The organism is Rhodobacter flavimaris, assembly GCF_021378075.1.
GTDB lineage: Bacteria > Pseudomonadota > Alphaproteobacteria > Rhodobacterales > Rhodobacteraceae > Rhodobacter > Rhodobacter flavimaris.
Map to the genome: position 1 here is coordinate 238,009 of NZ_JAJUOS010000003.1, position 22,659 is coordinate 260,667.

Sequence of the window (22,659 nt, forward strand, 5' to 3'; positions counted from 1 at the left end):
GACCCGCCATCGGCTTGAACCCCCGCGAACCGCGCCCTAGGCTCCGCCCGAAAACGTTTGCAGGAGCAGTCATGGACGGCACCACCTACCTGGCCGATTACACCCCCCACCCGTTCAGCATCGACAAGGTCTCGCTCTGCTTCCGGCTGGCCCCGGGCGCGACGCGCGTTCAGACGCGCATCGAAATGACGCCGCTTTCCCCCGGTGCCGCCCTGCGCCTCGACGGCGAGCAACTGCGCCTGATCTCGGCGGCCATCGACGGGGTGGCGCTGACGCCGTCGGACTACCTCATCACCCCGAGCGGCATGACGATCCACCCCGCAGCCCTGCCCGAAGCGCCCTTTACCCTGGAGACCGAGGTCGAGATCGCCCCCGAGGGCAACACCGCGCTTGAGGGCCTATACATGTCCAACGGCATGTATTGCACCCAATGCGAGGCCGAGGGCTTTCGCAAGATCACCTATTACCCCGACCGCCCCGACGTGATGGCCCCCTTCCACGTGCGGATCGAGGGCGATCTGCCCGTCCTTCTGTCGAACGGCAACCCGGTCGCCTCGGGGCCCGGCTGGGCCGAATGGGACGACCCCTGGCCCAAACCCGCCTATCTCTTCGCCCTCGTCGCGGGCGATCTGGTCGCGCATTCGGGCAGCTTCACCACCGCCTCGGGCCGCGCGGTCGCGCTGAATATCTACGTGCGCCCGGGCGACGAGGACCGCTGCGCCTTCGCCCTTGGCGCGCTGCAACGCTCGATGAAATGGGACGAAGAGGCCTACGGGCGCGAATACGATCTCGACATCTTCAACATCGTTGCGGTCGATGACTTCAACATGGGCGCGATGGAGAACAAGGGGCTGAATATCTTCAACTCCAAGCTGGTGCTGGCGTCGCCCGAGACCGCGACGGACACCGATTACGAGCGGATCGAGGCGGTCATCGCGCATGAGTATTTCCACAACTGGACCGGCAACCGCATCACCTGCCGCGACTGGTTCCAGCTGTGCCTGAAAGAGGGGCTGACCGTCTTCCGCGACCAGTCCTTCACCGCCGACATGCGCCTTGGCCCGGTCAAGCGGATCGAGGATGTAATCGCCCTGCGCGCCCGCCAGTTCCGCGAGGATCAAGGCCCGCTCGCCCATCCCCCGCGCCCCGACCACTACCGCGAGATCAACAATTTTTACACCGCGACCGTCTATGAAAAAGGGGCCGAGGTTGTGGGAATGCTGCGCACGCTGGTGGGCGATGACGGCTACCGCAAGGCGCTCGACCTATATTTCGACCGCCACGACGGGCAGGCCTGCACGATTGAGGACTGGATTGCGGTGTTTCAGGACAGCTCGGGCCGCGATCTGAGCCAGTTCAAGCACTGGTACACCGACGCGGGCACCCCGCGCCTGAGCGTGACCGACGATTACGCCGATGGCAACTACACCCTGACTTTCGAGCAACACACCCCCCCTACCCCCGGCCAGCCGCTGAAGGCCTCCCGCCATATGCCGATCGCCGTGGGGCTGCTGTCGCCCAACGGCGACGAGGTGGTGCCGACGACCGTCCTTGAGATGACCGAGGCACGGCAGAGCTTTACCTTCCCCGGCCTCTCCTCGCGCCCGGTGCCCTCGATCCTGCGCAACTTCTCTGCCCCCGTCGTGCTGGAGCGCGCCGCAAGCCCCGCCGAACAGGCCTTTCTGCTGGCGCATGACACCGACCCCTTCAACCGGTGGGAGGCCGCCCGCAGCCTCGCCCGCCAAACCCTCATGGATATGACCAAGGGCGCCCCGCCCAAGGCCGAATATCTTGACGCCATCGGCCGCCTTCTGACCGATGACAGCGCCGACCCGGCCTTCCGCGCCCTGATCCTTCGCCTACCCGGCGAGGATGAGATTGCTCAGGCCCTCCACGCAAGCGGCACCACCCCCGACCCGGAGGCGATCCACACCGCCCGGGGCGCGCTGATGACCACGCTGGCCCACCGCCACGAGGCCGCGCTGAGCGCAACCTACGAAGCCATGGCCGTCCCCGGCGCCTATACCCCCGACGCCGCCCCGGCGGGTCGCCGCGCCCTGCGCCTTGCGGCACTGGCGCTGTTGACGCAAATCGACGGCGCCAGACGAGCAGCAGCCCTCTTTGCATCGGCCGACAACATGACCGAAAGCCTCGGCGCCCTGTCGAATCTGATTACCGCAGGCAAAGCCGAAGACGCGCTCGAACAGTTCCGCAGCCGCTGGCAAGATGTGCGGCTGGTGATGGACAAGTGGTTCCTGGTGCAAGCCTCACTCTGCCCGCCCGAAACCGCCGCCGAGCGCGTCACTGCCCTCGCAGCCGACCCGGCATTCGAGTGGAAAAACCCCAATCGTTTCCGAAGCTTGCTCGGCGGCTTCTCCGCCAACCACGCGGGCTTCCATCGGGCGGATGGCGCGGGCTACCGTTTCTATGGCGACTGGCTGCTCCGCCTCGACCCGCTCAACCCGCAAACGGCAGCGCGCATGTCCACGGCCTTCGAAACCTGGCCGCGCTATGACAAGACGCGCCAAACGCTGGTCCGCGCGGAACTCGAACGCATCGCCTCGACCGAAGGCCTCAGCCGAGACCTGTCGGAAATGACTGCGCGGCTTCTGGGGTAACCGGCAAGAAGGGGGCAGCGCCCCCTTCTGCCTCCGCCGCCAGCGCAGCAAGGCTTGCCCCTCGCGCGCCCCTGTCCTAGAAGGCAGGTAACCTACGGATGACGGAAGCGGACCATGCTCGACCACCTTTCCTATAAAGCCCCCGAACCCAAAGTCATTGCTGGCGCGAAATCCGACTGGGAGCTGGTGATCGGCCTTGAGGTTCACGCCCAGGTCAGCTCGAACGCCAAGCTCTTCTCGGGCGCCTCGACGACCTTCGGAGCGGAACCCAACTCGAACGTGGCCTTCGTGGACGCGGCAATGCCGGGGATGCTTCCGGTGATCAACGAGTTCTGCGTGGCCCAAGCCGTGCGCACCGGGCTTGGCCTGAAGGCCGAGATAAACCTGCGTTCCGCCTTCGACCGCAAGAACTACTTCTACCCGGACCTCCCGCAGGGCTACCAGATCAGCCAGCTTTACCACCCCATCGTGGGTGAGGGTGAGATCATCGTCGACATGGGGCCGGGCGTTGCCCGCCGCGTGCGGATTGAGCGCATCCACCTTGAACAGGACGCTGGTAAGTCGATCCACGACATGGACCCGAACATGTCCTTCGTCGATCTCAATCGCACCGGCGTCGCGCTGATGGAAATAGTCTCGCGCCCCGACATCCGCGGACCCGAGGAAGCAGCCGCCTATGTCGGCAAGCTGCGCCAGATCCTGCGTTACCTAGGCACCTGCGACGGCAACATGCAAAACGGCAACCTGCGCTGCGACGTGAACGTCTCGGTCTGCAAGCCGGGCGCCTATGAGAAATTCCAGGAAGGCGGCGATTTCTCGCATCTTGGCACGCGCTGCGAGATCAAGAACATGAACTCGATGCGCTTCATTCAGCAGGCCATCGAATTCGAGGCCCGCCGCCAGATCGCCATCGTCGAGGATGGCGGCAAGGTCGTACAGGAAACCCGCCTGTATGATCCGGACAAGGGCGAGACGCGCTCGATGCGTTCCAAGGAAGAGGCGCATGACTATCGCTACTTCCCCTGCCCCGACCTGCTGCCGCTGGAAATCGAGCAGGGCTGGGTGGACGACATCGCCGCAACCATGCCGGAATTGCCCGATGAGAAGAAGGCACGTTTCGTCACGGATCTCGGCCTGTCGGAATACGACGCCTCGGTGCTGACTGCCGAGGTCGAGAACGCGGATTACTTCGAGGCAGTGGTAGCCGAGGCGGGCGACGGCAAGCTGGCGGCCAACTGGGTCATCAACGAGCTTTTCGGTCGCCTCAAGAAGGAAGGGCACGAGATCACCGACAGCCCGGTCAACCCGGCGCAGCTTGGCGGCATCATCAAGCTGATCAAGGCGGGCGACATCTCGGGCAAGATCGGCAAGGACGTGTTCGAGATCGTCTACACCGAGGGCGGCGACCCGGCACAGATCGTCGAGGCGCGCGGCATGAAGCAGGTCACCGACCTCGGCGCGATCGAGAAGGCGGTGGACGAGATCATCGCCGCCAACCCGGCGCAGGTCGAGAAGGCCCAGCAGAACCCGAAGCTTGCGGGCTGGTTCACCGGACAGGTCATCAAGGCCTCGGGCGGCAAGGCAAACCCGGCGGCGGTGAACGAGATCGTGGCGAAGAAACTCGGCCTCTGATACAACTAAAAAGGGCGCCTGCGGGCGCCCTTTGCAGTTCCGGCCGGCCCTTAGGCTAGCGTCACATCCAGGAACATCATCAGGATCAGGCCGAACAGCATGCCCGCCGTTGCGCGGTTCTGATGCCCGTTGCGGTGCGTCTCGGGCAGGATCTCGTGGCTGATGATATAGAGCATCGCGCCCGCCGCGAAGGTCAGCCCCCACGGCAACAGCGTGCCCGAGATCGACACGGCCGTCGCTCCGACCAGCGAGCCGACCGGCTCGACAAGTCCGGTCAGCATGGTGACGAAGAAGGCGCGGGTTCGGGTGTAGCCCTGCCCCACCAGTGCGACCGCGACAGCCAGCCCCTCGGGGATGTCTTGCAGTGATATGCCGGTCATCACCGAAAGCCCCTTGGCGCGATCGGCGCCGAAGGCCACGCCGATCGACAGGCCTTCGGGTATATTGTGGATGGTAATCGCCAGCACAAACAGCCAGATCCGCGCTAGGCGCGCGGCATCCGCACCTTCACGCCCCGAGGTGAAATGCTCATGCGGCAGGATATGGTTGAGCCATGCCACGAAACCCGCCCCAAGCGCGATTCCGACCGCCGCCACCGCTGCCGCGATCCAGACCGCGCCGAACATCTGCTCGGCCACCGCGATGCCAGGCAGGATCAGCGAGAAATAGGAGGCCGAGAGCATCACCCCCGCCGCGAACCCCAGCATCGTGTCGGCCGTGCGCTGCGACATTGACTTGCCGATCAGAGCCGGAATGGCCCCCGCCGTGGTTGCCGCGGCCGCCACGAGGCCGCCCGCCACCCCGTAAAGAATATTGTCCATCGCATGCTCCGTTTGGGGGCAATCCACCCGAGCCTCCCGCAAAGTGCAAGATGCTAAAGTTCAGGATTGCCTCAAACGCGCAAAATTGGTAAACCCAACTAACCAATCAGCGGAGGGACCATGCCAGTCATCACCTGCATCGACGACCTGAAGCGCCTGCACAAGCGCCGCACCCCCAAGATGTTTTACGATTACGCGGAAAGCGGATCGTATTCCGAACAGACCTTCCGCGAAAATACCTCTGATTTCGCGCAGATCCGCCTGCGCCAGAAAGTGGCCGTGGATATGTCGGGGCGCTCGACCGAAAGCGCGATGGTCGGGCAGAAGGTGGCCATGCCGGTGGCGCTGGCGCCGGTCGGGCTGACGGGGATGCAGCGCGCCGATGGCGAGATAAAGGCCGCGCGCGCCGCCGCCAAGTTCGGGGTTCCCTTCACCCTTTCGACCATGTCGATCTGCTCGATCGAGGACGTGGCCGAGGCGACGCAGGCGCCCTTCTGGTTCCAGATCTACACGCTCAACGACGACAAGTTTAACCGCGACGTGCTGAACCGCGCCAAGGCGGCGGGCTGTTCGGCGCTGGTGATCACGGTTGACCTGCAAATCCTTGGCCAGCGCCACAAAGACCTCAAGAACGGCCTGACCGCGCCGCCGAAATTCACCCTGCCCGTGCTGATGGACCTGGCCACCAAGTGGCAATGGGGCCTTGAGATGCTGGGCACCAAGCGGCGCTTCTTCGGCAATATCGTGGGCCATGTCGAGGGCGTCTCCGACCCCTCTTCGCTGTCCACCTGGACGGCCGAGAAATTCGACCCGACGCTGAACTGGGACAAGATCAAGAAGCTGATGGATATGTGGGGCGGCAAGGTCATCCTGAAGGGCATTTTGGACGTCGAGGATGCCGAGATGGCGGCCTCGGTGGGCGCCGATGCCATCGTGGTGTCGAACCATGGCGGGCGTCAGCTCGATGGCGCGCTGTCCTCGATCCGCGTGCTGCCCGAGATCGTCTCGGCAGTCGGCAACAAGACCGAGGTCTGGCTTGATAGCGGCATCCGCTCGGGTCAGGACGTACTCAAGGCGCTGGCGCTTGGTGCGAAGGGCACAATGATCGGGCGCGCCTTCGTCTATGGACTTGGCGCCATGGGCGAGCCGGGCGTGACCAAGGCGCTCGAGGTGATCCAGAAGGAACTCGACATCTCGATGGCACTATGCGGCGAGCGCAACGTGCATGACCTCAAGCGCGAGAACCTGCTGATCCCGCACGGGTTCCTGAACGCCTATAGCTGAGCGGCGCGGGCCTCGGGCTGCCTCAGCGGCCCGAGTGCCAGCACGATACTGCCCATCAGCACCGCGATCAGGCCAAAGCCCCAATACAGCCCCACGGTCTGGGCAATCAGCCCCATGACCACTGGCCCGATGAAGAAGCCGGTGAAGCCCACCATCCAGGTCAGCGAGATCGCGCGCGCCCGTGCCTGCGGCGGGGCCGCATGCCCGATCAGCGACGAGGCCGACGGCACCACCACCGCAGCCCCCAGCCCGATCAGCGCCACGCCCAAGATCGAGAGGCCAAGCGCGCCGCTCAGCGCCACGATCAGCGCGCCAAAGACACCCAACCCCGCCGACAGAATCAAGAGCCGCACAGAACCCAGCACCCGTGCCAGCGCCTGCCCAAAGAGCCGCCCCACCCCCATCATGAAGGCAAACATCGCCGGGCCAAAGGCGCCCTCGCCCGGTGCCGCGCCCAGGTTGCGCTCGAAATGGAACGTGGCCCAGGTCTCGACCGAGTTCTCGGCCACGAAGGCCGCAAACAAAACCGTGCCGCCCGCGATCACCAGCGCCAGCGGAACGAAACCGCCGCGCGGTCGGGCCTCCTCGCCCGCTGACGCCTGATGGACCGCGTCGCGCGGGCCAAGGAAGATAACCGCCATAACCGCCAGCACAACCGCAACGACCGGCAAGGCCAGTTCGGGCGGCGCCCCGGCCCGCCGCGCCAACCCGTTACCCACCGCCGAAACCGCGAAGGCCAGCGAGAACAGCGCGTGGTTGAGGTTCATCAGGTGCAGCCCCTCGCGCTCTTCCGCCTCGGAGACATGCACATTCGCTGCGATATCGAGCGAGGACATCGCCGCCCCCATCGCCAAGAGCGCCGCCACCATCCCCCATGGTCCGCCGACCGCCAGCGGTAACAGATGCGCCAACGCCAGCACGAGCCCCAGCGGCAGCATCGCCCGCCCGCCAAGCCGCGCCTCAAGCCAGCGCCCCACACGCGGCGCCACCGCCATCGCCAGCATCCCGCCCGCCGCCGAGGCCAGCAGGATCTGCCCCAGAACGGCGTCACTCACACCCATCCGCGCCTTGTATTCCGGCAGCCAGGGAACAAACCCGCCCCAATAGGCGCCCAGCATCGCCAGCGCCGCACCCGTGGCCCGGCTTGCGCGTATCTCGGCCGCAAAGCTCATCCGTATCCCCTTCTCACTTGCGTTGGCGCTACCACGACCGACACGCCCCCGAAAGCCCCGCCCAAGGCCCGATTGGCAAAGCCCCGCGCAAGCTGTTACCAAAGCGTGATGAAACACGGCCCCGCGCAACAAATGCGCCGCGCCCCCTTGCCATCCAAGCCATTTGCGCGTATGCGCGCACGCTCATGGGCCCACACCCTTGGAGGGGGCCTGAAACGCCAATTGGAGAATTGCAAAATGGCTAAAGAGATCGAAACGATCGAAGCCGTCGTGCGCACGGGGACGGGCAAGGGGGCCGCTCGCGCAGCACGTCGTGAGGGCTATGTGCCCGGCATCGTCTATGGTGACGGCAAAGACCCGCTCGCCATCAACCTCGACTACAACAAGCTGCTGACCCGCCTGCGCAAGGGCCGCTTCATGTCGACCCTGTTCAACCTTCAGGTTGCCGGTCAGGACGACGTGCGCGTGATCTGCCGCGGCGTGCAGAAAGACGTGGTCAAGGACCTGCCGACGCATATCGACTTCATGCGTACCCACCGCGCCTCGCGCATCAACCTGTTCATCCACGTGACCTTCGAGAACCACGAAGCGGCGCCCGGCCTCAAGCGCGGCGGCACCCTGACCGTGGTTCGCCCGGAAGTCGAACTGGAAGTTCAGGCCGGTGACATTCCGGACCACATCACCGTGGACCTGACCGGCAAGCAGATCGGCGACGTCATCCACATCAACGACATCGCCCTGCCGGAAGGCTGCAAGCCGACCATCGATCGCAACTTCGTCATCGCCAACATCGCTGCCCCCTCGGGCCTGCGCTCGTCGGACAACGAAGAAGAATCTGCCGAAGAGTAATTCGTTACTCTCCGAAATGCGAAACGCCGGGCCTTGGCCCGGCGTTTTTCTTTGTGTCGCACGGTGTCAGGCGCCGTGGGCAAATGCGTAGCCCTCGAATTCCCAGCCCATGATGCCGCCCAGCATGATTTTCACGGGCCGCGCCAACTTGGCCAGCGCGAGCGCCGCCTGTTCTGCCGCGTTGCAATGCGGCCCCGAGCAATAGACCACGAACAGCGTCCCTTCGGGCCACTCGGCCATACGCTCTTCGGTGATGAAGCGATGCGGCAAGAAGACCGACTTGGGCACATGGCGGCGCGCATAGGTCTCGGGCGTGCCCATCGTGTGCAGCAGCACGAACCCCGGATCGCCCCCCGCCGCGAAGACGGCATGGACATCCGAGCAATCGGTATGCAGCGCGCATTGCACCTCAAGCGGCGCGATAATTGCTTCGGCGCCGGGCGCGGGGCGTTTCAGGACGGCATTCATTGGTCTCTCCATTGCTTCGATGGACCTATCTTGCCGCAGCAGGGAAACCCGCGTAAGCTGGCATAATGACAACGAACGAAAACATTCTGCCATTTCTCGATTTGCCGCCGATCCCCAACAACCGGGTCGTGGCGCTGGCCTATGACGGGCTCTGCACCTTCGAGTTCGGCATCGTGGCCGAGATCTTCGGCCTCTCCCGCCCCGAGATGGGACCGAACTGGTATCGCTTCGCCACCGCCGCAATCGAACCCGGCCCGCTACGCGCGCAAGGCGGCCTCAGCGTCACGGCGAACGGAGGAACAGAGCTCTTGGCCGACGCAGGCCTGATCGTCGTTCCCGGCTGGAAAGGCGCTGAATCCCCGGTGCCGCCCGAACTCACCCAGGCCCTGCGCGCGGCCCATGCCCGCGGCGCCCGCCTCGCCTCGATCTGCTCGGGCGCCTTCGTCCTGGCGGCCACGGGGCTGCTCGATCACCGCGCCGCCACCACCCATTGGCGCTACGCCGAGGCCTTCTCCCGCCGCCACCCCAACGTCGATCTGCGCCCCGAGGTGCTCTATATCGACGAAGGCCAGATCCTGACCTCGGCCGGCTCCGCCGCAGGCATGGACCTCGGCCTCCACATCATCCGCCGCGACTTCGGCGCCGAGGCCGCCAATTCCGTCGCCCGCCGCCTCGTCATGCCCGCCCACCGCGAGGGCGGCCAGGCCCAGTTCCTACCCCGCCCCGTCCCCCGCAATCACGAGGCTGCCCGCCTCTCCCCCCTGATCGAGAGCATCCGCACTAACCTCACCGAAACCCCCTCGGTCAAGTCGCTGGCCACCCGCGCGGGCCTCTCCGAACGCACCTTCCTGCGCCGCTTCAACGAGGCCACCGGCACCACCCCCATCCGCTTCCTGGCAGAGGCCCGCCTGACCCGCGCCGCCGAACTCCTCGAAAGCGGCACCGACAGCATCGACGCCGTGGCCGAGGCCTCGGGCTTTTCTTCCGCAGCCCTCTTGCGCCACCATTTCCACGCCCGCTACGGCCTCTCCCCCTCGGCCTGGCGCCGCCGCTTCTCCCGCTCCAGCGCCTGACCCTTCTTCTTGGATAAAATACCTCGGGGGTGAATTTGCGCGGCACGCGCAAAGAGGGGGCTGGCCCCCTGCCCCCGCCACCGCTAAAACCCGGACGAAAGGAGATGCGCCATGCAGCTTTGGGTCGGCCTCGGGAATCCGGGCGCGAAATACGCCGCCAACCGGCACAATATCGGCTTCATGGCGCTCGATCGCATCGCCGCCGATCACGGCTTCGGCCCCTGGCGCAAGGCCTTCCAGGGCCTCGTCTCCGAGGGACGCTTCGGCTCCGCCCGCATCATCCTGCTCAAACCCGAAACCTTCATGAACCTCTCGGGTCAGTCGGTGCGCGCCGCCGCCGATTTCTACAAGATCCCACCCGAGGCCATCACCGTCTTCCATGACGAGCTGGACCTCGCCCCCGGCAAGATCCGCCTGAAATCGGGCGGCGGACACGCGGGTCACAACGGGCTGCGCTCGATCCACCAGCACTTGGGAGAGACTTACGCGCGCGTCCGCCTCGGTATCGGTCACCCCGGCCACAAGGACCGCGTCGCGCCCTATGTGCTCTCGGATTTCGCCAAGGCCGACCAGAACTGGCTCGATGACCTGCTGCGCGGCATCTCGGACGGCGCCGCCGCGCTCGCCGCAGGCGACGGGCCGCGCTTTCTCAACGCCGTCAGCCTGCGCACCGCGCCACCGCGCACCTCGACCGGCACCAAACCGCCCGAGCCGAAACCCGCCGCCCCCACGCAAACGGCGCCCGAGGATACCCGGACGCCGCTGCAAAAACTCGCGGATCGCTTCAAGCCCTGATCACCAGTGGCCGGTGTTCTCCATGCTGACCCAAGGCTCGGCCGGGGCAAGCGCCCCACCCGCCTGCAGCAGCTCGATCGAGACATTGTCCGGCGAGCGCACAAAGGCCATGCGCCCGTCGCGCGGCGGGCGGTTGATCGTCACGCCATTGTCCATCAGGTGCTGGCACATCGCGTAAATGTCCTCGACCTCATAGGCCAGATGCCCGAAGTGACGGCTGTCAGAGGGCAAGCCCGCATCGCCATCCCAGTTCCAGGTCAGCTCGACCGGGCAGTCCTCCTGCCCCTCCGGCGCCATGAAAATTAGCGTGAAGCGGCCCTGCTCGCTCTCGTAGCGCCGCGTCTCCTTCAGCCCCAAGAGCGCGTAAAACGCCATGCTCTTGTCCAGGTCGAGAACCCGGACCATCGTGTGCAGATATCTGATTTTCATCGCAGCCTCCTTCGCCTGATCCGAACCTAGCCCGACCAGTCAGGGACGCAAGGCTCAGAAGTTCGAGCGCAGCCCCACAGCCAGGGACATTTCCGAGCGCGTGAAGCGGCTGACATTACTGTCCACCCGCAGCGCCTGCACGCGCAACTCCGGGGTGAACCCCGCATAGCCGTAGTCAGGCGCCCACATCCCGACCTCGCCAAAGACGGTCTGATCCTGTCGTCCGCCATCGGGATGCATCCACAGCACGCTGTAATCGGGATAGACCGTGCGCCCGATCCCCGCACTCAGCGCATAGGCCAACGGCCCAAGCCGCGCCTCGGGCTCATACCGCAACGATCCCGACACCGACCACGACCGCGCCTGCCCGTTGTTCGAGGCAACATCGAGTAGCCGCATCGACCCGCTAAGATCGCCACCCGGCACGGACCGCGTCAGTCCAAAGGTCAAATCGCGTCGCGTGTCGCTCTGCACCGAGTCATTCCACTCGCGCCGCTCGACACCCAGCCCCAGACTTAGCCGCGTCGCGTCCGGGGCGCCGCCCAGCCTGCGATCGCCGCGCAGATGAACTCCGGCATAACCATATCCCGGTTCGCCGCCGTCCCACAGCTGCCCGGCCTCGACCGTCCCCGACAGCTGCGTCAGCGGATCGAGCATGTAGCGCTGTTTGAGGCTCACCCCAAGCGCTGCCATCGAATAGTCCGAGTTTGAAATCTCGACCGGGTCAGGCACCGGGTCGCCCGGCAGATAAGAGGGGGTCATCGTGGGTGAACCGGACAACTCCACTCCGCGCAGGTAGAAACTGCCGCCCAGACGGGTCTCGGCCCGCGCGCTGCCGGCGATCCGGTAGCTCGCGTCAAAATTCAGCGTCCCCACCAACCCCGACAAGGCCAGCGCATCGTCGCTCAGGACACCGACCGCGTCGTAGCCGTCGATCACGTTCAGACGACTGTCCGCCCCGCCATTGACATTGCTTGAGGGGCGCAGCCCAAGCCGGAGCGACCAGTTCAACGGGCTTTCACCGCGCAAGCGGTAATAGTCCTGCACAGCGACATCCTTGAGCGCGGCGTCGGGGGCATATTGGATCGAATGGCGCGCCCAATATTGCGCTGAAATCCAGCGCTTGTCTGTCACCGCGACCTTGGCAGCCAAGACAGCAGCCTCATAGCGCTGCCGGTCGGTGCCCGCCCCCGCAAAGCTGCGCGCAGCAGCTTCGCGGGCGATGTCGGTCTTGCCCTCCGCCAGCATTTCGCGCGCGACGATAAAATGCGCCAAAGCGTTTTCCGGATCGCGCAGCAGTATCTTTTCGGCAAGCGAAAGGGCTTCGTACCGGTGACCTACCTGCGCCATCGCCGCAGCAGCGACCTCAAGCTGCGCGACGGGCGCTTGCGCGACAGGCACGGCCCCGGCGACTTCAGCACTCGCCGCCCGCCCTATCAAGAGCAAGAGGGCGACGAGAGCCAGTCGCAGGCGATGCGAAGGCATCTCTTACGGCACGCCGCAGCCCGGCGTGAGCGGCTCGCACTGACCGATCGCGAAGATACCGTGCTCCTGCTCGTTCTCGACACCTTCGATATGCTCTTGAAGATGCACCGCACCGGCGACCGAGCTGGAACCCGTCCCGCCGAAGATACCACCATAGGAACCGATGACGGTCTGATCCGGGTCTTCGGCCGCTCCGGCAAAGGTGCCATCCGTAGCGATGTCCGTCGAAACTAGGATCACGTCACCGATCGACACCGGGGTGTCGGTCACATCAAGCAGCACGCGGTCGTAGATCGCGCCGTTCACGAGGTTGTCGCTAAAGTTCGCATCGAGGAAAATCTTGCCCTCGATGCGCGCCGCCTGCCTGGGCCAAAGTGCCGGATCCGCCGCGCCAGGATCAATCAACTTGTTCGTTGGCAAGCTCGGATCGGCCGAAATATTGGTCACGGCGGCATAGGACCCAGCATACGAGACCTGACCCGAGGCCGGATCGTAATCCCCGTCTCGTCCGTAGATGCCGCCTGCGAAATACTTGTTGAATTGGCCACCATCGGCCACGGTAACGGCCGTCACCGCACCATCATCCGAGGTCTTCGCCAGCGCAATGAACAACCGGTCCAGCGCATCCTCCTGGACGCGATAGGCCTCGTAGCCCGCAACATCCAGATCAGGGTCGCGCACATAGGGCACCAGCGAGGGCGAGGAATCGAGACCGACGATCTCAACCTGCAGCGTCTCGTTCGACGGATCGTAAGTCACCGACTTTAGGTTCACCAGCAGATCGGTCGGGGTATCCAGATCCGCGCCGTTCAACGTGCCGCCATCGCCCGAGCTATCCGTCGAACCATCCGGAGCCGAACCGTCCGCCGCATCGACGATCGCCGGCCCGCTGCACGCCGCCAGCGCCAGCACTGCCACCAAGGGGAAAAGATGCTTGCTCATTATGTTTTCTTTCTGTGTTCCTGCCTTAAGGGCAAGGGTGCCGAAACCGCCTTCAAAAGTCAATTCTTCAACACTTTTGCGCGAGGGCCGTGCCCCTGCTGCGACACCTCGCGCGCGAGCCACAGCATCTCGCGGTTTCGTGAAGCGCATATCGCATATATAGTCGTCCCGATTCTATTCGCCGGAGGACCCCCATGTCGCTTACCCCCGAACAGCGCGCCGAGATCGAGGCCCAGCGGGCCCAGCCCCACACCACGCTGCGCGCCACCTCGCCCGGCATGGAGGCCCGCCTCTACACCGCCCATGAGGTGCTCGACCACGGCCTCGTGCGGGTCATCGACTACATGGGCGACGACGCCGCCATCTGCCAGGCCGCCCGCGTCTCCTACGGCCGCGGCACCAAGGCCGTGTCCGACGACAAGGGCCTGATCCGCTACCTCATGCGGCACTGGCACTCGACCCCGTTCGAGATGTGCGAGGTCAAGTTCCACATCAAGCTCCCGGTTTTCGTGGCCCGCCAGTGGATCCGCCACCGCACCGCCAACGTCAACGAATACTCGGCCCGCTACTCGATCCTCGACCGCGAGTTCTACATCCCCGCCCCCGAAGCCCTCGCCGCCCAGTCGAAGGTCAACAACCAGGGCCGCGGCCAGGTGCTTGAGGGCGCCGAGGCCGCCCGCGTCCTCGACCTGCTGCGCGAGGACGCGATGCGCAGCTATGACCATTACGAGGACATGCTCACCCCCGACGAGGACACCGGCAAGCTCGGCCTCGCGCGCGAACTCGCGCGCATGAACCTGCCCGCCAACATCTACACCCAGTGGTACTGGAAGATCGACCTGCACAACCTCTTCCACTTCCTGCGCCTGCGCGCCGACAGCCACGCCCAATACGAGATCCGCGTCTATGCCGAGACGATGTGCGACATCGTCCGCGACTGGGTGCCCCAGGCCTACGCGGCCTTCGAGGACTACCGCCTCGGCGGGGTGAACCTGTCAGGCAAGGCCGTCGAAGTGCTCAAGCGCCGTCTGGGTGGCGAGGCCGTCACGCAGGAAACCTCGGGCATGTCCAAGGGCGAGTGGCGGGAGTTTGTGGAGGTTTGGGGGTGAGCCCCCCCCAAGAAACAAATAATACAACGACGAGTGTTCACTTGAACGACAATATTGAGATTCAGAAATTCTCTGAAACGCTACTGCCTGAAGTAAGTTATTTATATTATCGCGCTGCTCATGAAGTTAAGGAGTTCGATGAGGGTCTTCCTGCCGGAGGAATATCTGCGAAAGAGGTGCTGCGGGCGCATTTCTGCGTAGTTGACTACTTTCTAAGGGAAGGTGAAGGGGAGGGTGTCGGCGGATTTGGCCCCAAGAACATTGGGCTACTGCTCTCTGCAGTAGCACGACCGCATACCGAATTCTCGGGCGAGGCAAAATGGAAAACAGTCCCAGAAAAAGCGGCGACCCTGCTTTACGGTCTAATTATGAATCATCCATTTCATGACGCAAATAAGCGCACCGCATACCTAAGCACTGTGCACTATCTTGTGACTAGTGGCTACCATATCACGGCTACAGCGAATGAACTGGAAGATCTTACGGTTCTCGTCGCAGAAAAGAGCCTCTCTAAATTTCCGAGATACCGCGAATTACGAAAGACGAGTAGTGATCCTGAGATTGAGTATCTCGCGTGGTATCTTAGAAAAAACACACACCTCATTGATCGCACACAGTATCTAGTTACTTACCGTGAACTTGAGAAAATACTAAAACGTTACAATGTGATGATGCTAAACCCCGACAATGGCTCTATTGACATCATGAGATGGGAAGATGTCGAAGCGCCCAGACGGACCCTATTCTCGCCTAGAAAAAAGACCCCGGAATTACGAAAAGTCTGCTCTCTAGGGTTCCCCGGCTGGTCTAAAGTGGTTGGCAAGGGGCGCGTGCGTCATCTTCGCGAACAGTTAGGACTGATGCCAAGCGACGGCGTTGTCTCCAAGGCGTTCTTTCAAGACGTCGATGATATGCGTGTTTTGATTGGTATTTACGAAGATGCTCTTCGGCGTCTCGCTTATCGGTGAATCCGAAATCGCTTACTGTTAGCAACTTCTTATCTCGAACTCTCGCCCGTAGCTTCGAATTAATGACCCAACGCTTCCACGCCCCCCAGACCAGAGACTACCCGCTCGCCCTGCGCGAACTTCGGCAGGGGCGCAAGCTGACGCATTGGATCTGGTGGATCTTCCCGCAACTGGCCTCGCTTGGGCGCAGTGCGCGGGCGGTGGAATACGGGCTGCGTGATCTGGATGAGGCGCGCGACTATCTGGCCGACCCGCTCCTGCGCGCCCGGCTGATCGAGGCGGCGCAGGCCGTCCTTTCCCACCCCGGCACGCCCATTGAGCAGATCATGGGCCCCGTCGATGCGCTCAAGCTGCGCTCCTGCGCGACGCTGTTCGAGGCAGCCAGCCCCGACGCCGCCACCCGCGTGCCCTTCACCGCACTGATCGACACCTTCTACGGCGGCACCCGCTGCCCCCTGACCCTGGCCGAGATCGCCCGGTCAGAGGGCTGACGCGCATATGCATGACTTCTGCATGCTTTCTGCATGGGTTCTGCATCGCGGTTTCGGGCGCCTCAGGCCGCGATCATCTCCAGCCAGCGCGTGATCGCCGCAACCGCCTCTGGCTCGTCAAGGAACGGCACATGCGCCCGGTCCGGCACCTCGGCAAAGATCATGTCGGGCCGCCGCGCGCGCATGTCCAGCGCCGCCGCGTGGCTCAGAAGGTCGGAATTCTGCCCTCGGATCAGGCACAGCGGCAGATCCGCGCAGGCATCGAACAGTGGCCAGGCCTCAGGCAGCGCATCGCCTTGGAACGCCGCAAGGAAAGACTCGCGCAGTTCCGGGTCGTAGTTGATCTTCACCCCGTCCTCGACTTGGAGATAGTGGTGCGAGACCTCCTCGGCCCAACGGCTGGGGGGCACATTGGCAAAGCCCGGCATCACCTTCGGCAGCTTTTCCGCCAGTTCCGCCAGGGACTTGGCAAACGGGTTGCGGCCGACGTAGTCAAAGATCCGCTCCAGCCCGCCCCGCTCCAGCACCGGCCCGACGTCATTGAGACACACCCCCAACAGCCGGTCCTTCGCCACCGCCGCCAGGAACATCCCGATCAACCCGCCGCGCGAGGTTCCCAGAATCGCAACCTTTTCCAGTCCAAGGTGATCCAGCAACCGCAGCGCATCCCCGCCCTCCTGCGGCACCGTATAGGTCTGCGCTCCGGTCCACTGGCTTTCGCCGCGACCCCGGTAATCCATTCTGATAAAACGATAATTCATCAGGAAGGGCGCGACGTAGTCGAAATCCCGACCCGTCCGGGTCAACCCCGCCAGCGCCAGAACCGGCAGCCCCTCGCCCTCGTCGCGATAGGCGATCTGCGCCCCGTCTTCCGCCGTAAAATATTGGATCTCCGACATTTTCCCCTCTTGGAACCAAGCTGTTTGCGGCTACCTTAGCGACAAAGACGGAGGTCGTCATGTCCGACACGCTGGAAAAGCTACAGGCCCGGCTGGCCGAGTTGGAAACGCAAATCGAGCAGGAATGGGACGCCCGGCGCGAGCAGATGCGCTACCATATGGAGCGCGGGAAAATCGTTTTCGAAGAAGGCGTTAGGGACGCGCACCGCAGGGCACGCGTGCGTCTGTGGCTGTTCCTGCGCTACTCGCGTCCGCTGGTGATCCTGACGGTGCCGGTAATCTATTCCGTCGCCATTCCGTTTGCTCTGCTGGATCTCTTCGTAACCATCTACCAGTGGCTTTGCTTTCCGGTTTATGGAATCGAGAAGGTACGCCGTCGCGATCACATAGTCATCGACCGCCAGCACCTCGGCTATCTGAATGCGATTCAGAAGCTGAACTGCATGTATTGCGGCTATGGCAATGGGGTCATCTCCTACGCCCGCGAGATTTCGGCCCGCACCGAGAAATACTGGTGCCCGATTAAACACGCCCGCCGGGTAAAGGGCGCACATGCCTATTACGGCGAGTTCTGCGACTTCGGCGATGCGGAGGGGTTCGAGCAGAACTCCCCCCGCTTCCGGCGCGAGTTGCGCAAGGTCACGAAAAAGGACTGATAAGGTCGGGAACCCCACTCAGATCCTTGAGCATGTCGGCGGGCTTCCAGGGTAGCCGCTCGCGCGGGAAACCGGCGCGGTTGACCCAGGCCACCCGGAACCCGGCCCGCGCGGCGCCAGCTGCATCCCAGCCGTTGGACGAGACGAACAGAACCTCATGCGGTCGCACGCCCATCTGCTCCTCGACAAGGTCATAGACCGCCTGCGCGGGCTTGAACCGGCGGATGCTGTCGACCGAGAGTACCTCGTCGATCAGTCCCTCGATCCCTGCCGCCTGGACCGCGGCGTCCAGCATCGCAGGCGTGCCGTTCGACAAGATCGCCCGCCCCACCCCGCGCGCCTTGAGCGCCGCGAGCATCGCGGGCACTTCCTTATAGGCGGGCAGTTCACGATAAAGCGCCATTAGCGCTTCGGCCAGATCGGCGTCCTGCACGCTTTGCGCGGCCATCGCCCAGTCGAGCCCGTCGCGTGTGAGCTGCCAGAAATCGACATATTCACCCATTACCTCGCGCAGCCAGCTGTATTCCAATTGCTTGCGGCGCCAGTCGAAGGCAAGCTGCGGCCAGATCGGCGTCAGCCTCGGATCGCGCATGGCCAGCTCTCGCGCGGCGGCATCCACGTCGAATAGCGTTCCATAGGCATCGAAAACGGCAAGCTTGATGGTCATGGCAGTTCCTCCCTGCACTGATGCTGGCATGAAAAAAGGGGCCTCGAAAGGCCCCTTTGCTGCATCTTCGTGCTTGCGTCAGATGTTCTCGGACTGGGGCATGCCCAAGACGTGGTAGCCGCTGTCCACCATGATGATATCACCGGTGGTGCAGGCCCCGTAGTCTGAGCACAGGAACACGGCCGCGCCACCGACCGATTCCAGCGTCGCATTGTGGCGCAGGGGCGCGTTCGCCTCGGTGTGGCGGTAGGTCTTGCGCGCGCCGCCGATGGCCGCACCCGCCAGCGTCTTCATCGGACCGGGCGAGACCGCATTCACGCGGATGCCCTGCGGCCCCAGATCGTTCGCCAGATAGCGCACGGCGCTTTCCAGCGCAGCCTTGGCCACGCCCATCACGTTGTAGAACGGCGTCACCCGGTTCGAGCCGCCATAGGTCAGCGTGATCAGCGAGCCGCCCTCGGGCATCAGCTCGGAGGCACGACGTGCTACGTCGATGAACGAGTAGCACGAGATCGCCAGCGAGTTCTTGAAGTTGTCGCGCGAGGTATTGATGAAACGCCCGGCCAGCTCGTTCTTGTCGGAATAGGCGATGGCATGGACCACGAAATCGAGGCTGCCCCATTCGTCCTTGATCCGCGCAAAGGCCGCATCCATCGAGGCGTCGTCATTCACGTCCACATCGACCAGGAAGGACGAGCCGACCGAGGCCGCCAGCGGCTCGACGCGCTTGCCGAAGGCCTCACCCTGGTAGGAAAACGCCAGTTCCGCGCCCTCTGCGGCCAGCGCCGAGGCGATGCCCCAGGCGATGGAACGCTCGTTGGCGACGCCCATGACCAGCCCGCGCTTGCCCTTCATCAGATCGGCCATCGCCTCAGTCCTTCAGCTTGCTCATGACCAGGGTGGCGTTGGTGCCACCGAAGCCGAAGCTGTTCGACAGGATCGAGTCGAACTCGACATTCTCGCGCAGCGTGGTGGCGATTTCCTCGGGGTTGATCGCCGGATCAAGCTGGGTGACGTTGGCCGAGGCCGCGATGAAGCGGTTCTCCATCATCAGGAGCGAATAGATCGCCTCATGCACGCCGGTCGCGCCGAGCGAGTGGCCGGTGAGCGACTTGGTGGACGAGATCGGCGGCACGTTGCCCTCGCCGAAGACGCGGCGGACGGCCTGCACCTCGGTCACGTCGCCTGCGGGGGTCGAGGTGCCGTGGGCGTTGATGTAGCTGATCTTGCGGCCTTCGGGCAGCGTGGACAGCGCCAGACGCATCGACCGCTCGCCGCCCTCACCGGAGGGGGCAACCATGTCGTAGCCATCCGAGGTTGCGCCGTAGCCGGTCAGTTCGGCATAGATCTTGGCGCCGCGGGCCTTGGCGTGCTCGTATTCCTCGAGCACGACGACACCACCACCACCGGCGATAACGAAGCCATCGCGGGTCGCATCGAACGCACGCGAGGCCGTGGTCGGCGCGTCGTTGTATTTCGAGCTCATGGCGCCCATCGCGTCGAACAGGCACGACAGCGTCCAGTCCAGTTCCTCGCCGCCGCCGGCGAAGACGATGTCCTGCTTACCCATCTGGATCAGTTCCGCGCCGTTGCCGATGCAATGCGCCGAGGTCGAGCAGGCCGAGGTGATCGAGTAGTTCACGCCCTTGATCTTGAACGGCGTGGCAAGGCAGGCCGAGTTGGTCGAGGACATGCAGCGCGTCACCATGAACGGGCCCATGCGCTTGGGGCTGCCCTTTTCCAGAACGATCCGGTGCGCCTCGAAGACGTTATGGGTGGACGGACCGCCCGAACCCATCACGAGGCCCGTGCGCGGGTTCGAGATATCGCCCTCCTCAAGGCCAGAGTCGGCGATCGCCTGCTCCATGGCGAGGAAGTTATAGGCCGCGCCCGCACCCATGAAGCGCAGGTTGCGCTTGTCGATATGGTCTTCCAGCACGATCTGCGGCATGCCGTGGACCTGGCTGCGGAAGCCATGCTCGGCGTATTCGGGGGCGAAAACGATGCCCGAGCGGCCCGCGCGCAGGCTGTCGGTGACTTCGGCGGCATTGTTGCCGATGGGCGAGACGATCCCCAGCCCGGTAATGACGACGCGGCGCATGTGCGGCCTCCTGTAGTAAGAAAGGGATCAGCTCTCGGAGAGAGCCACCTTCATGTCCTTGACCTGGTAGATAACCTCGCCATCGGCTTCGACGATGCCGTCGGCCACGCCCATGGTCAGGCGGCGGGTCTGAATGGCCTTGGTGAAATCGACCTTGTAGGTCAGCATCTTGCGGTCGGGGCGCACCATGCCGGTCAGCTTGACCTCCCCCACGCCGAGCGCATAGCCGCGCCCCTGCCATCCACGCCAGCCGAGGTTGAAGCCGGTCAGCTGCCACAGGCCGTCAAGACCAAGGCAGCCGGGCATGATCGGGTTGCCGGGGAAATGGCACTCGAAAAACCACAGGTCGGGGGTGATGTCGAACTCGGCCACGACGTGACCCTTGCCATGCAGACCGCCATCGCCCGAGATCTCGGTGATACGGTCCATCATCAGCATCGGCGGCGCGGGAAGCTGGGCATTACCCGGCCCGAACAACTCGCCGCGCGCGCATTTCAAAAGGTCTTCTTTACCGAAGCTTGTCGGAAAGCCTGTCATCGGCTTTTTCCCCCCATTGCTCTTTCCTCATCCCTCTAGCACCCGCAAAGCTGCGCGCGCAAGGGCCGTGGACGCGCAGCGATAACGCTCACATAACGAAAAGTCATTGAAATAAGGGCGCGTGGCAACATATAAACCGGCAAGGGAGACATGACCTTGATGACGACAATCGCGATGCAACGTGGCCAGAAATGGCTGACCGAAGGCGGGCTGCGCCCGACACGCCAGCGCCTGTCGCTTGCCTCACTTCTGGTGGGCGATGGCCATGACCGCCACGTCACCGCCGAGGGCCTTTATGCCGCGGCCCTCGAGTCCGGAGAGAAGGTGTCGCTTGCCACGGTCTACAACACGCTGCGCGCCTTCTGTGACGCCGGGTTGATGCATGAAATCACCGTGGACGGCACGCGTTCCTACTTCGACACGCGCATGGACGACCATCCGCATTTCTTCTGGGAAGACGAGAACCTGCTCTCGGACGCCCCGGCGGAGGAACTGGAACTGGCCCGCATCCCGGCCCCGCCCGCGGGCGCCGAGATCACCCGCGTCGATGTGATCATCCGCGTCCGCAAGGCCTGACGCCCCCCAACACCCTCAGTAAATGTGCTGGATCGCCGCGAGTTTCGCGACGGCCTTCGCCGGACCTTCGACATAGGCCCTGTGCGCGGGACTGGCGAGGTAGCGGCGAAACGCTGCCTCATCTTCGAAATCAGCGACCATAACGAAATCGTGGTGGTTCGGGCCGCTGCCGACATTCTCGCCGCAGATCAGCGACCGCACCTCGGGCACCTGGGTCGCGAACCCGCGCACGGCATCCATGACCGCTGCACGCTCTTCATCACTTGCCTCGGGTTTGAAACAAACCATCACGACATGACGGAACAAGGGCGCCTCCTGCAATTCATGCCTCGGCCGATATTAACACCCCGCGCCGGGCGCGGTCTGCTATCTTCGGCGCTGAAATGAAAAAGGCGCCCAAGCGGGCGCCTTCCCAATGCGATACTGCGCGCGGATCAGTCTTTCGCGCGCTCGACATAAGAGTTGTCGGTCGTGTTGATCACGATGCGGGTGCCCACGCCGATATGCGGCGGAACCATGACGCGGATGCCGCCCGTGCAGGTGGCCGGCTTGTAGGACGACGAGGCGGTCTGCCCCTTGACGACCGGCTCGGTTTCTTCGACTTCGACGGTGACTTTCTGCGGCAGTTCGATCGACAGCGCCACGCCTTCATGGGTCAGCATCCACACGCGGATACCGTCGCGCAGGTGAACCTTGGCGTCGCCCACCACGTCTTCCGACACGGTGATCTGGTCGTAGGTCTCGGGGTTCATGAAGTGGTAGCCTTCGCCATCCTCGTAAAGGAAGTCGAATTCGTTCTCGTCCACATGGGCCTTCTCGACCGAGTCAACGGTGCGCCAACGCTCCGAGACCTTCACGCCGTCCGAAATGCGACGCATCTCGACCTGGGTCACCGAGTTGCCTTTGCCCGGATGGACGTTTTCAGCGGTGAGAACGATGTAGAGAACGCCATCCATGTCGATGACGTTGCCCTTGCGGATCGAGGAGGCGATCACTTTTGCCATGGGTAGTGTCCTTGATGAGTTTAGACAGGCTCTGGCGCCCGGATGGCGAAGCGCCTAAACCATCCCGGACCAGATTTCCAGCG

General features: G+C 63.9%; 24 protein-coding genes. 11 read left to right on the forward strand and 13 right to left on the reverse strand.

The annotated features are described in order from the left end of the window. Positions 1–71: 71 nt before the first annotated feature. Both pepN and gatB read left to right on the forward strand, forming a co-directional pair. The gene (pepN, locus tag LZA78_RS05890; RefSeq protein ID WP_233676000.1) at positions 72–2,618 is read left to right on the forward strand and encodes an aminopeptidase N; all 2,547 of its coding nucleotides are present in this window, start codon (positions 72–74) and stop codon (positions 2,616–2,618) included. A 114-nt stretch (positions 2,619–2,732) separates the two neighbouring features. Beyond that, complete coding sequence (gatB, locus tag LZA78_RS05895; protein ID WP_233676001.1) at positions 2,733–4,250, forward strand: Asp-tRNA(Asn)/Glu-tRNA(Gln) amidotransferase subunit GatB; 1,518 nt, start codon at positions 2,733–2,735, stop codon at positions 4,248–4,250. 50 nt (positions 4,251–4,300) lie between these two features. On the opposite strand, the gene LZA78_RS05900 is transcribed toward gatB, so the two are convergent. Further along, on the reverse strand, positions 4,301–5,071 hold the full coding sequence (locus LZA78_RS05900; protein WP_233676002.1) for a ZIP family metal transporter: 771 nt from the start codon (positions 5,069–5,071) through the stop codon (positions 4,301–4,303). Positions 5,072–5,191: 120 nt separating this feature from the next. Between LZA78_RS05900 and LZA78_RS05905 the strand changes: the two genes are divergently transcribed. Beyond that, entirely contained in the window at positions 5,192–6,355 is a 1,164-nt protein-coding gene (locus LZA78_RS05905; protein WP_233676003.1) for an alpha-hydroxy acid oxidase, read from the forward strand. Here the strand turns inward: LZA78_RS05905 and LZA78_RS05910 are convergent. Then, entirely contained in the window at positions 6,346–7,527 is a 1,182-nt protein-coding gene (locus tag LZA78_RS05910; RefSeq protein ID WP_233676004.1) for an MFS transporter, read from the reverse strand. The genes LZA78_RS05905 and LZA78_RS05910 overlap by 10 nt on opposite strands. Before the next feature lie 237 nt (positions 7,528–7,764). On the opposite strand from LZA78_RS05910, the gene LZA78_RS05915 reads away from it, so the two are divergent. Next, positions 7,765–8,376 (forward strand): 50S ribosomal protein L25/general stress protein Ctc, encoded by a 612-nt coding sequence (locus LZA78_RS05915; protein WP_233676005.1) that lies wholly within the window; start codon positions 7,765–7,767, stop codon positions 8,374–8,376. Between the two features lie 66 nt (positions 8,377–8,442). Here LZA78_RS05915 and LZA78_RS05920 read toward each other — a convergent pair whose 3' ends face one another. Continuing rightward, positions 8,443–8,844 carry a rhodanese-like domain-containing protein gene (locus tag LZA78_RS05920; RefSeq protein WP_233676006.1) on the reverse strand — a complete coding sequence of 134 codons (402 nt, stop codon included), beginning with the start codon at positions 8,842–8,844 and terminating at the stop codon, positions 8,443–8,445. A 65-nt stretch (positions 8,845–8,909) separates the two neighbouring features. Between LZA78_RS05920 and ftrA the strand changes: the two genes are divergently transcribed. Continuing rightward, on the forward strand, positions 8,910–9,917 hold the full coding sequence (gene ftrA / locus LZA78_RS05925; RefSeq protein ID WP_233676007.1) for a transcriptional regulator FtrA: 1,008 nt from the start codon (positions 8,910–8,912) through the stop codon (positions 9,915–9,917). Between the two features lie 111 nt (positions 9,918–10,028). Then, positions 10,029–10,712, forward strand: a complete 684-nt coding sequence (gene pth, locus LZA78_RS05930; RefSeq protein WP_233676008.1) for an aminoacyl-tRNA hydrolase — start codon at positions 10,029–10,031, stop codon at positions 10,710–10,712. Here the strand turns inward: pth and LZA78_RS05935 are convergent, their stop codons facing one another. The 3 genes from LZA78_RS05935 to LZA78_RS05945 form a co-directional block, all read right to left on the reverse strand. After that, positions 10,713–11,141, reverse strand: a complete 429-nt coding sequence (locus LZA78_RS05935) for a VOC family protein (RefSeq protein ID WP_233676009.1) — start codon at positions 11,139–11,141, stop codon at positions 10,713–10,715. Positions 11,142–11,195: 54 nt separating this feature from the next. Continuing rightward, the gene (locus tag LZA78_RS05940) at positions 11,196–12,542 is read right to left on the reverse strand and encodes a hypothetical protein (RefSeq protein ID WP_233676010.1); all 1,347 of its coding nucleotides are present in this window, start codon (positions 12,540–12,542) and stop codon (positions 11,196–11,198) included. 87 nt (positions 12,543–12,629) lie between these two features. Further along, on the reverse strand, positions 12,630–13,568 hold the full coding sequence (locus LZA78_RS05945) for a thymidylate synthase (protein ID WP_233676011.1): 939 nt from the start codon (positions 13,566–13,568) through the stop codon (positions 12,630–12,632). Positions 13,569–13,762: 194 nt separating this feature from the next. On the opposite strand from LZA78_RS05945, the gene thyX reads away from it, so the two are divergent. The 3 genes from thyX to LZA78_RS05960 all read left to right on the forward strand — a co-directional run bounded on the left by thyX (position 13,763) and on the right by LZA78_RS05960 (position 16,136). After that, complete coding sequence (gene thyX / locus LZA78_RS05950) at positions 13,763–14,677, forward strand: FAD-dependent thymidylate synthase (RefSeq protein WP_233676012.1); 915 nt, start codon at positions 13,763–13,765, stop codon at positions 14,675–14,677. A gap of 41 nt (positions 14,678–14,718) precedes the next feature. Continuing rightward, positions 14,719–15,645 (forward strand): type II toxin-antitoxin system death-on-curing family toxin, encoded by a 927-nt coding sequence (locus tag LZA78_RS05955; RefSeq protein WP_233676013.1) that lies wholly within the window; start codon positions 14,719–14,721, stop codon positions 15,643–15,645. 62 nt (positions 15,646–15,707) lie between these two features. Continuing rightward, positions 15,708–16,136, forward strand: a complete 429-nt coding sequence (locus LZA78_RS05960) for a DUF1810 domain-containing protein (RefSeq protein ID WP_233676014.1) — start codon at positions 15,708–15,710, stop codon at positions 16,134–16,136. A 62-nt stretch (positions 16,137–16,198) separates the two neighbouring features. Here LZA78_RS05960 and LZA78_RS05965 read toward each other — a convergent pair whose 3' ends face one another. Next, on the reverse strand, positions 16,199–17,035 hold the full coding sequence (locus tag LZA78_RS05965) for an alpha/beta fold hydrolase (protein WP_233676015.1): 837 nt from the start codon (positions 17,033–17,035) through the stop codon (positions 16,199–16,201). A gap of 59 nt (positions 17,036–17,094) precedes the next feature. Between LZA78_RS05965 and LZA78_RS05970 the strand changes: the two genes are divergently transcribed. Beyond that, positions 17,095–17,691, forward strand: coding sequence for a hypothetical protein (locus LZA78_RS05970; RefSeq protein WP_233676016.1), 597 nt, complete (start codon positions 17,095–17,097; stop codon positions 17,689–17,691). Here the strand turns inward: LZA78_RS05970 and LZA78_RS05975 are convergent. The 4 genes from LZA78_RS05975 to fabA all read right to left on the reverse strand — a co-directional run bounded on the left by LZA78_RS05975 (position 17,675) and on the right by fabA (position 20,996). Beyond that, positions 17,675–18,358 carry a haloacid dehalogenase type II gene (locus tag LZA78_RS05975; RefSeq protein WP_233676017.1) on the reverse strand — a complete coding sequence of 228 codons (684 nt, stop codon included), beginning with the start codon at positions 18,356–18,358 and terminating at the stop codon, positions 17,675–17,677. The genes LZA78_RS05970 and LZA78_RS05975 overlap by 17 nt on opposite strands. A 78-nt stretch (positions 18,359–18,436) precedes the next feature. After that, a complete protein-coding gene (locus LZA78_RS05980; protein WP_233676018.1) occupies positions 18,437–19,225 on the reverse strand; it encodes an enoyl-ACP reductase FabI in 789 nt (262 codons plus the stop codon). A 4-nt stretch (positions 19,226–19,229) separates the two neighbouring features. Further along, positions 19,230–20,459 (reverse strand): beta-ketoacyl-ACP synthase I, encoded by a 1,230-nt coding sequence (gene fabB, locus LZA78_RS05985; RefSeq protein WP_233676019.1) that lies wholly within the window; start codon positions 20,457–20,459, stop codon positions 19,230–19,232. Between the two features lie 27 nt (positions 20,460–20,486). Beyond that, positions 20,487–20,996 carry a bifunctional 3-hydroxydecanoyl-ACP dehydratase/trans-2-decenoyl-ACP isomerase gene (gene fabA, locus LZA78_RS05990; protein ID WP_218629614.1) on the reverse strand — a complete coding sequence of 170 codons (510 nt, stop codon included), beginning with the start codon at positions 20,994–20,996 and terminating at the stop codon, positions 20,487–20,489. 159 nt (positions 20,997–21,155) lie between these two features. On the opposite strand from fabA, the gene irrA reads away from it, so the two are divergent. After that, positions 21,156–21,572 (forward strand): iron response transcriptional regulator IrrA, encoded by a 417-nt coding sequence (irrA, locus tag LZA78_RS05995; RefSeq protein ID WP_233676020.1) that lies wholly within the window; start codon positions 21,156–21,158, stop codon positions 21,570–21,572. Positions 21,573–21,587: 15 nt separating this feature from the next. On the opposite strand, the gene LZA78_RS06000 is transcribed toward irrA, so the two are convergent. Beyond that, positions 21,588–21,878 carry a Dabb family protein gene (locus LZA78_RS06000; protein ID WP_233676021.1) on the reverse strand — a complete coding sequence of 97 codons (291 nt, stop codon included), beginning with the start codon at positions 21,876–21,878 and terminating at the stop codon, positions 21,588–21,590. 128 nt (positions 21,879–22,006) lie between these two features. Further along, a complete protein-coding gene (efp, locus tag LZA78_RS06005; RefSeq protein WP_233676022.1) occupies positions 22,007–22,576 on the reverse strand; it encodes an elongation factor P in 570 nt (189 codons plus the stop codon). Between the last annotated feature and the right edge of the window lie 83 nt (positions 22,577–22,659).

What these genes read in the sequence shown, in the direction of transcription:
- pepN (WP_233676000.1), top strand. Translation starts at nt 72, where the DNA reads ATGGACGGCACCACCTACCTGGCCGATTACACCCCCCACCCGTTCAGC.
- gatB (WP_233676001.1), top strand. Translation starts at nt 2,733, where the DNA reads ATGCTCGACCACCTTTCCTATAAAGCCCCCGAACCCAAAGTCATTGCT.
- LZA78_RS05900 (WP_233676002.1), bottom strand. Translation starts at nt 5,071, where the DNA reads ATGGACAATATTCTTTACGGGGTGGCGGGCGGCCTCGTGGCGGCCGCG.
- LZA78_RS05905 (WP_233676003.1), top strand. Translation starts at nt 5,192, where the DNA reads ATGCCAGTCATCACCTGCATCGACGACCTGAAGCGCCTGCACAAGCGC.
- LZA78_RS05910 (WP_233676004.1), bottom strand. Translation starts at nt 7,527, where the DNA reads ATGAGCTTTGCGGCCGAGATACGCGCAAGCCGGGCCACGGGTGCGGCG.
- LZA78_RS05915 (WP_233676005.1), top strand. Translation starts at nt 7,765, where the DNA reads ATGGCTAAAGAGATCGAAACGATCGAAGCCGTCGTGCGCACGGGGACG.
- LZA78_RS05920 (WP_233676006.1), bottom strand. Translation starts at nt 8,844, where the DNA reads ATGAATGCCGTCCTGAAACGCCCCGCGCCCGGCGCCGAAGCAATTATC.
- ftrA (WP_233676007.1), top strand. Translation starts at nt 8,910, where the DNA reads ATGACAACGAACGAAAACATTCTGCCATTTCTCGATTTGCCGCCGATC.
- pth (WP_233676008.1), top strand. Translation starts at nt 10,029, where the DNA reads ATGCAGCTTTGGGTCGGCCTCGGGAATCCGGGCGCGAAATACGCCGCC.
- LZA78_RS05935 (WP_233676009.1), bottom strand. Translation starts at nt 11,141, where the DNA reads ATGAAAATCAGATATCTGCACACGATGGTCCGGGTTCTCGACCTGGAC.
- LZA78_RS05945 (WP_233676011.1), bottom strand. Translation starts at nt 13,568, where the DNA reads ATGAGCAAGCATCTTTTCCCCTTGGTGGCAGTGCTGGCGCTGGCGGCG.
- thyX (WP_233676012.1), top strand. Translation starts at nt 13,763, where the DNA reads ATGTCGCTTACCCCCGAACAGCGCGCCGAGATCGAGGCCCAGCGGGCC.
- LZA78_RS05960 (WP_233676014.1), top strand. Translation starts at nt 15,708, where the DNA reads ATGACCCAACGCTTCCACGCCCCCCAGACCAGAGACTACCCGCTCGCC.
- LZA78_RS05965 (WP_233676015.1), bottom strand. Translation starts at nt 17,035, where the DNA reads ATGTCGGAGATCCAATATTTTACGGCGGAAGACGGGGCGCAGATCGCC.
- LZA78_RS05970 (WP_233676016.1), top strand. Translation starts at nt 17,095, where the DNA reads ATGTCCGACACGCTGGAAAAGCTACAGGCCCGGCTGGCCGAGTTGGAA.
- LZA78_RS05975 (WP_233676017.1), bottom strand. Translation starts at nt 18,358, where the DNA reads ATGACCATCAAGCTTGCCGTTTTCGATGCCTATGGAACGCTATTCGAC.
- LZA78_RS05980 (WP_233676018.1), bottom strand. Translation starts at nt 19,225, where the DNA reads ATGGCCGATCTGATGAAGGGCAAGCGCGGGCTGGTCATGGGCGTCGCC.
- fabB (WP_233676019.1), bottom strand. Translation starts at nt 20,459, where the DNA reads ATGCGCCGCGTCGTCATTACCGGGCTGGGGATCGTCTCGCCCATCGGC.
- fabA (WP_218629614.1), bottom strand. Translation starts at nt 20,996, where the DNA reads ATGACAGGCTTTCCGACAAGCTTCGGTAAAGAAGACCTTTTGAAATGC.
- irrA (WP_233676020.1), top strand. Translation starts at nt 21,156, where the DNA reads ATGACGACAATCGCGATGCAACGTGGCCAGAAATGGCTGACCGAAGGC.
- efp (WP_233676022.1), bottom strand. Translation starts at nt 22,576, where the DNA reads ATGGCAAAAGTGATCGCCTCCTCGATCCGCAAGGGCAACGTCATCGAC.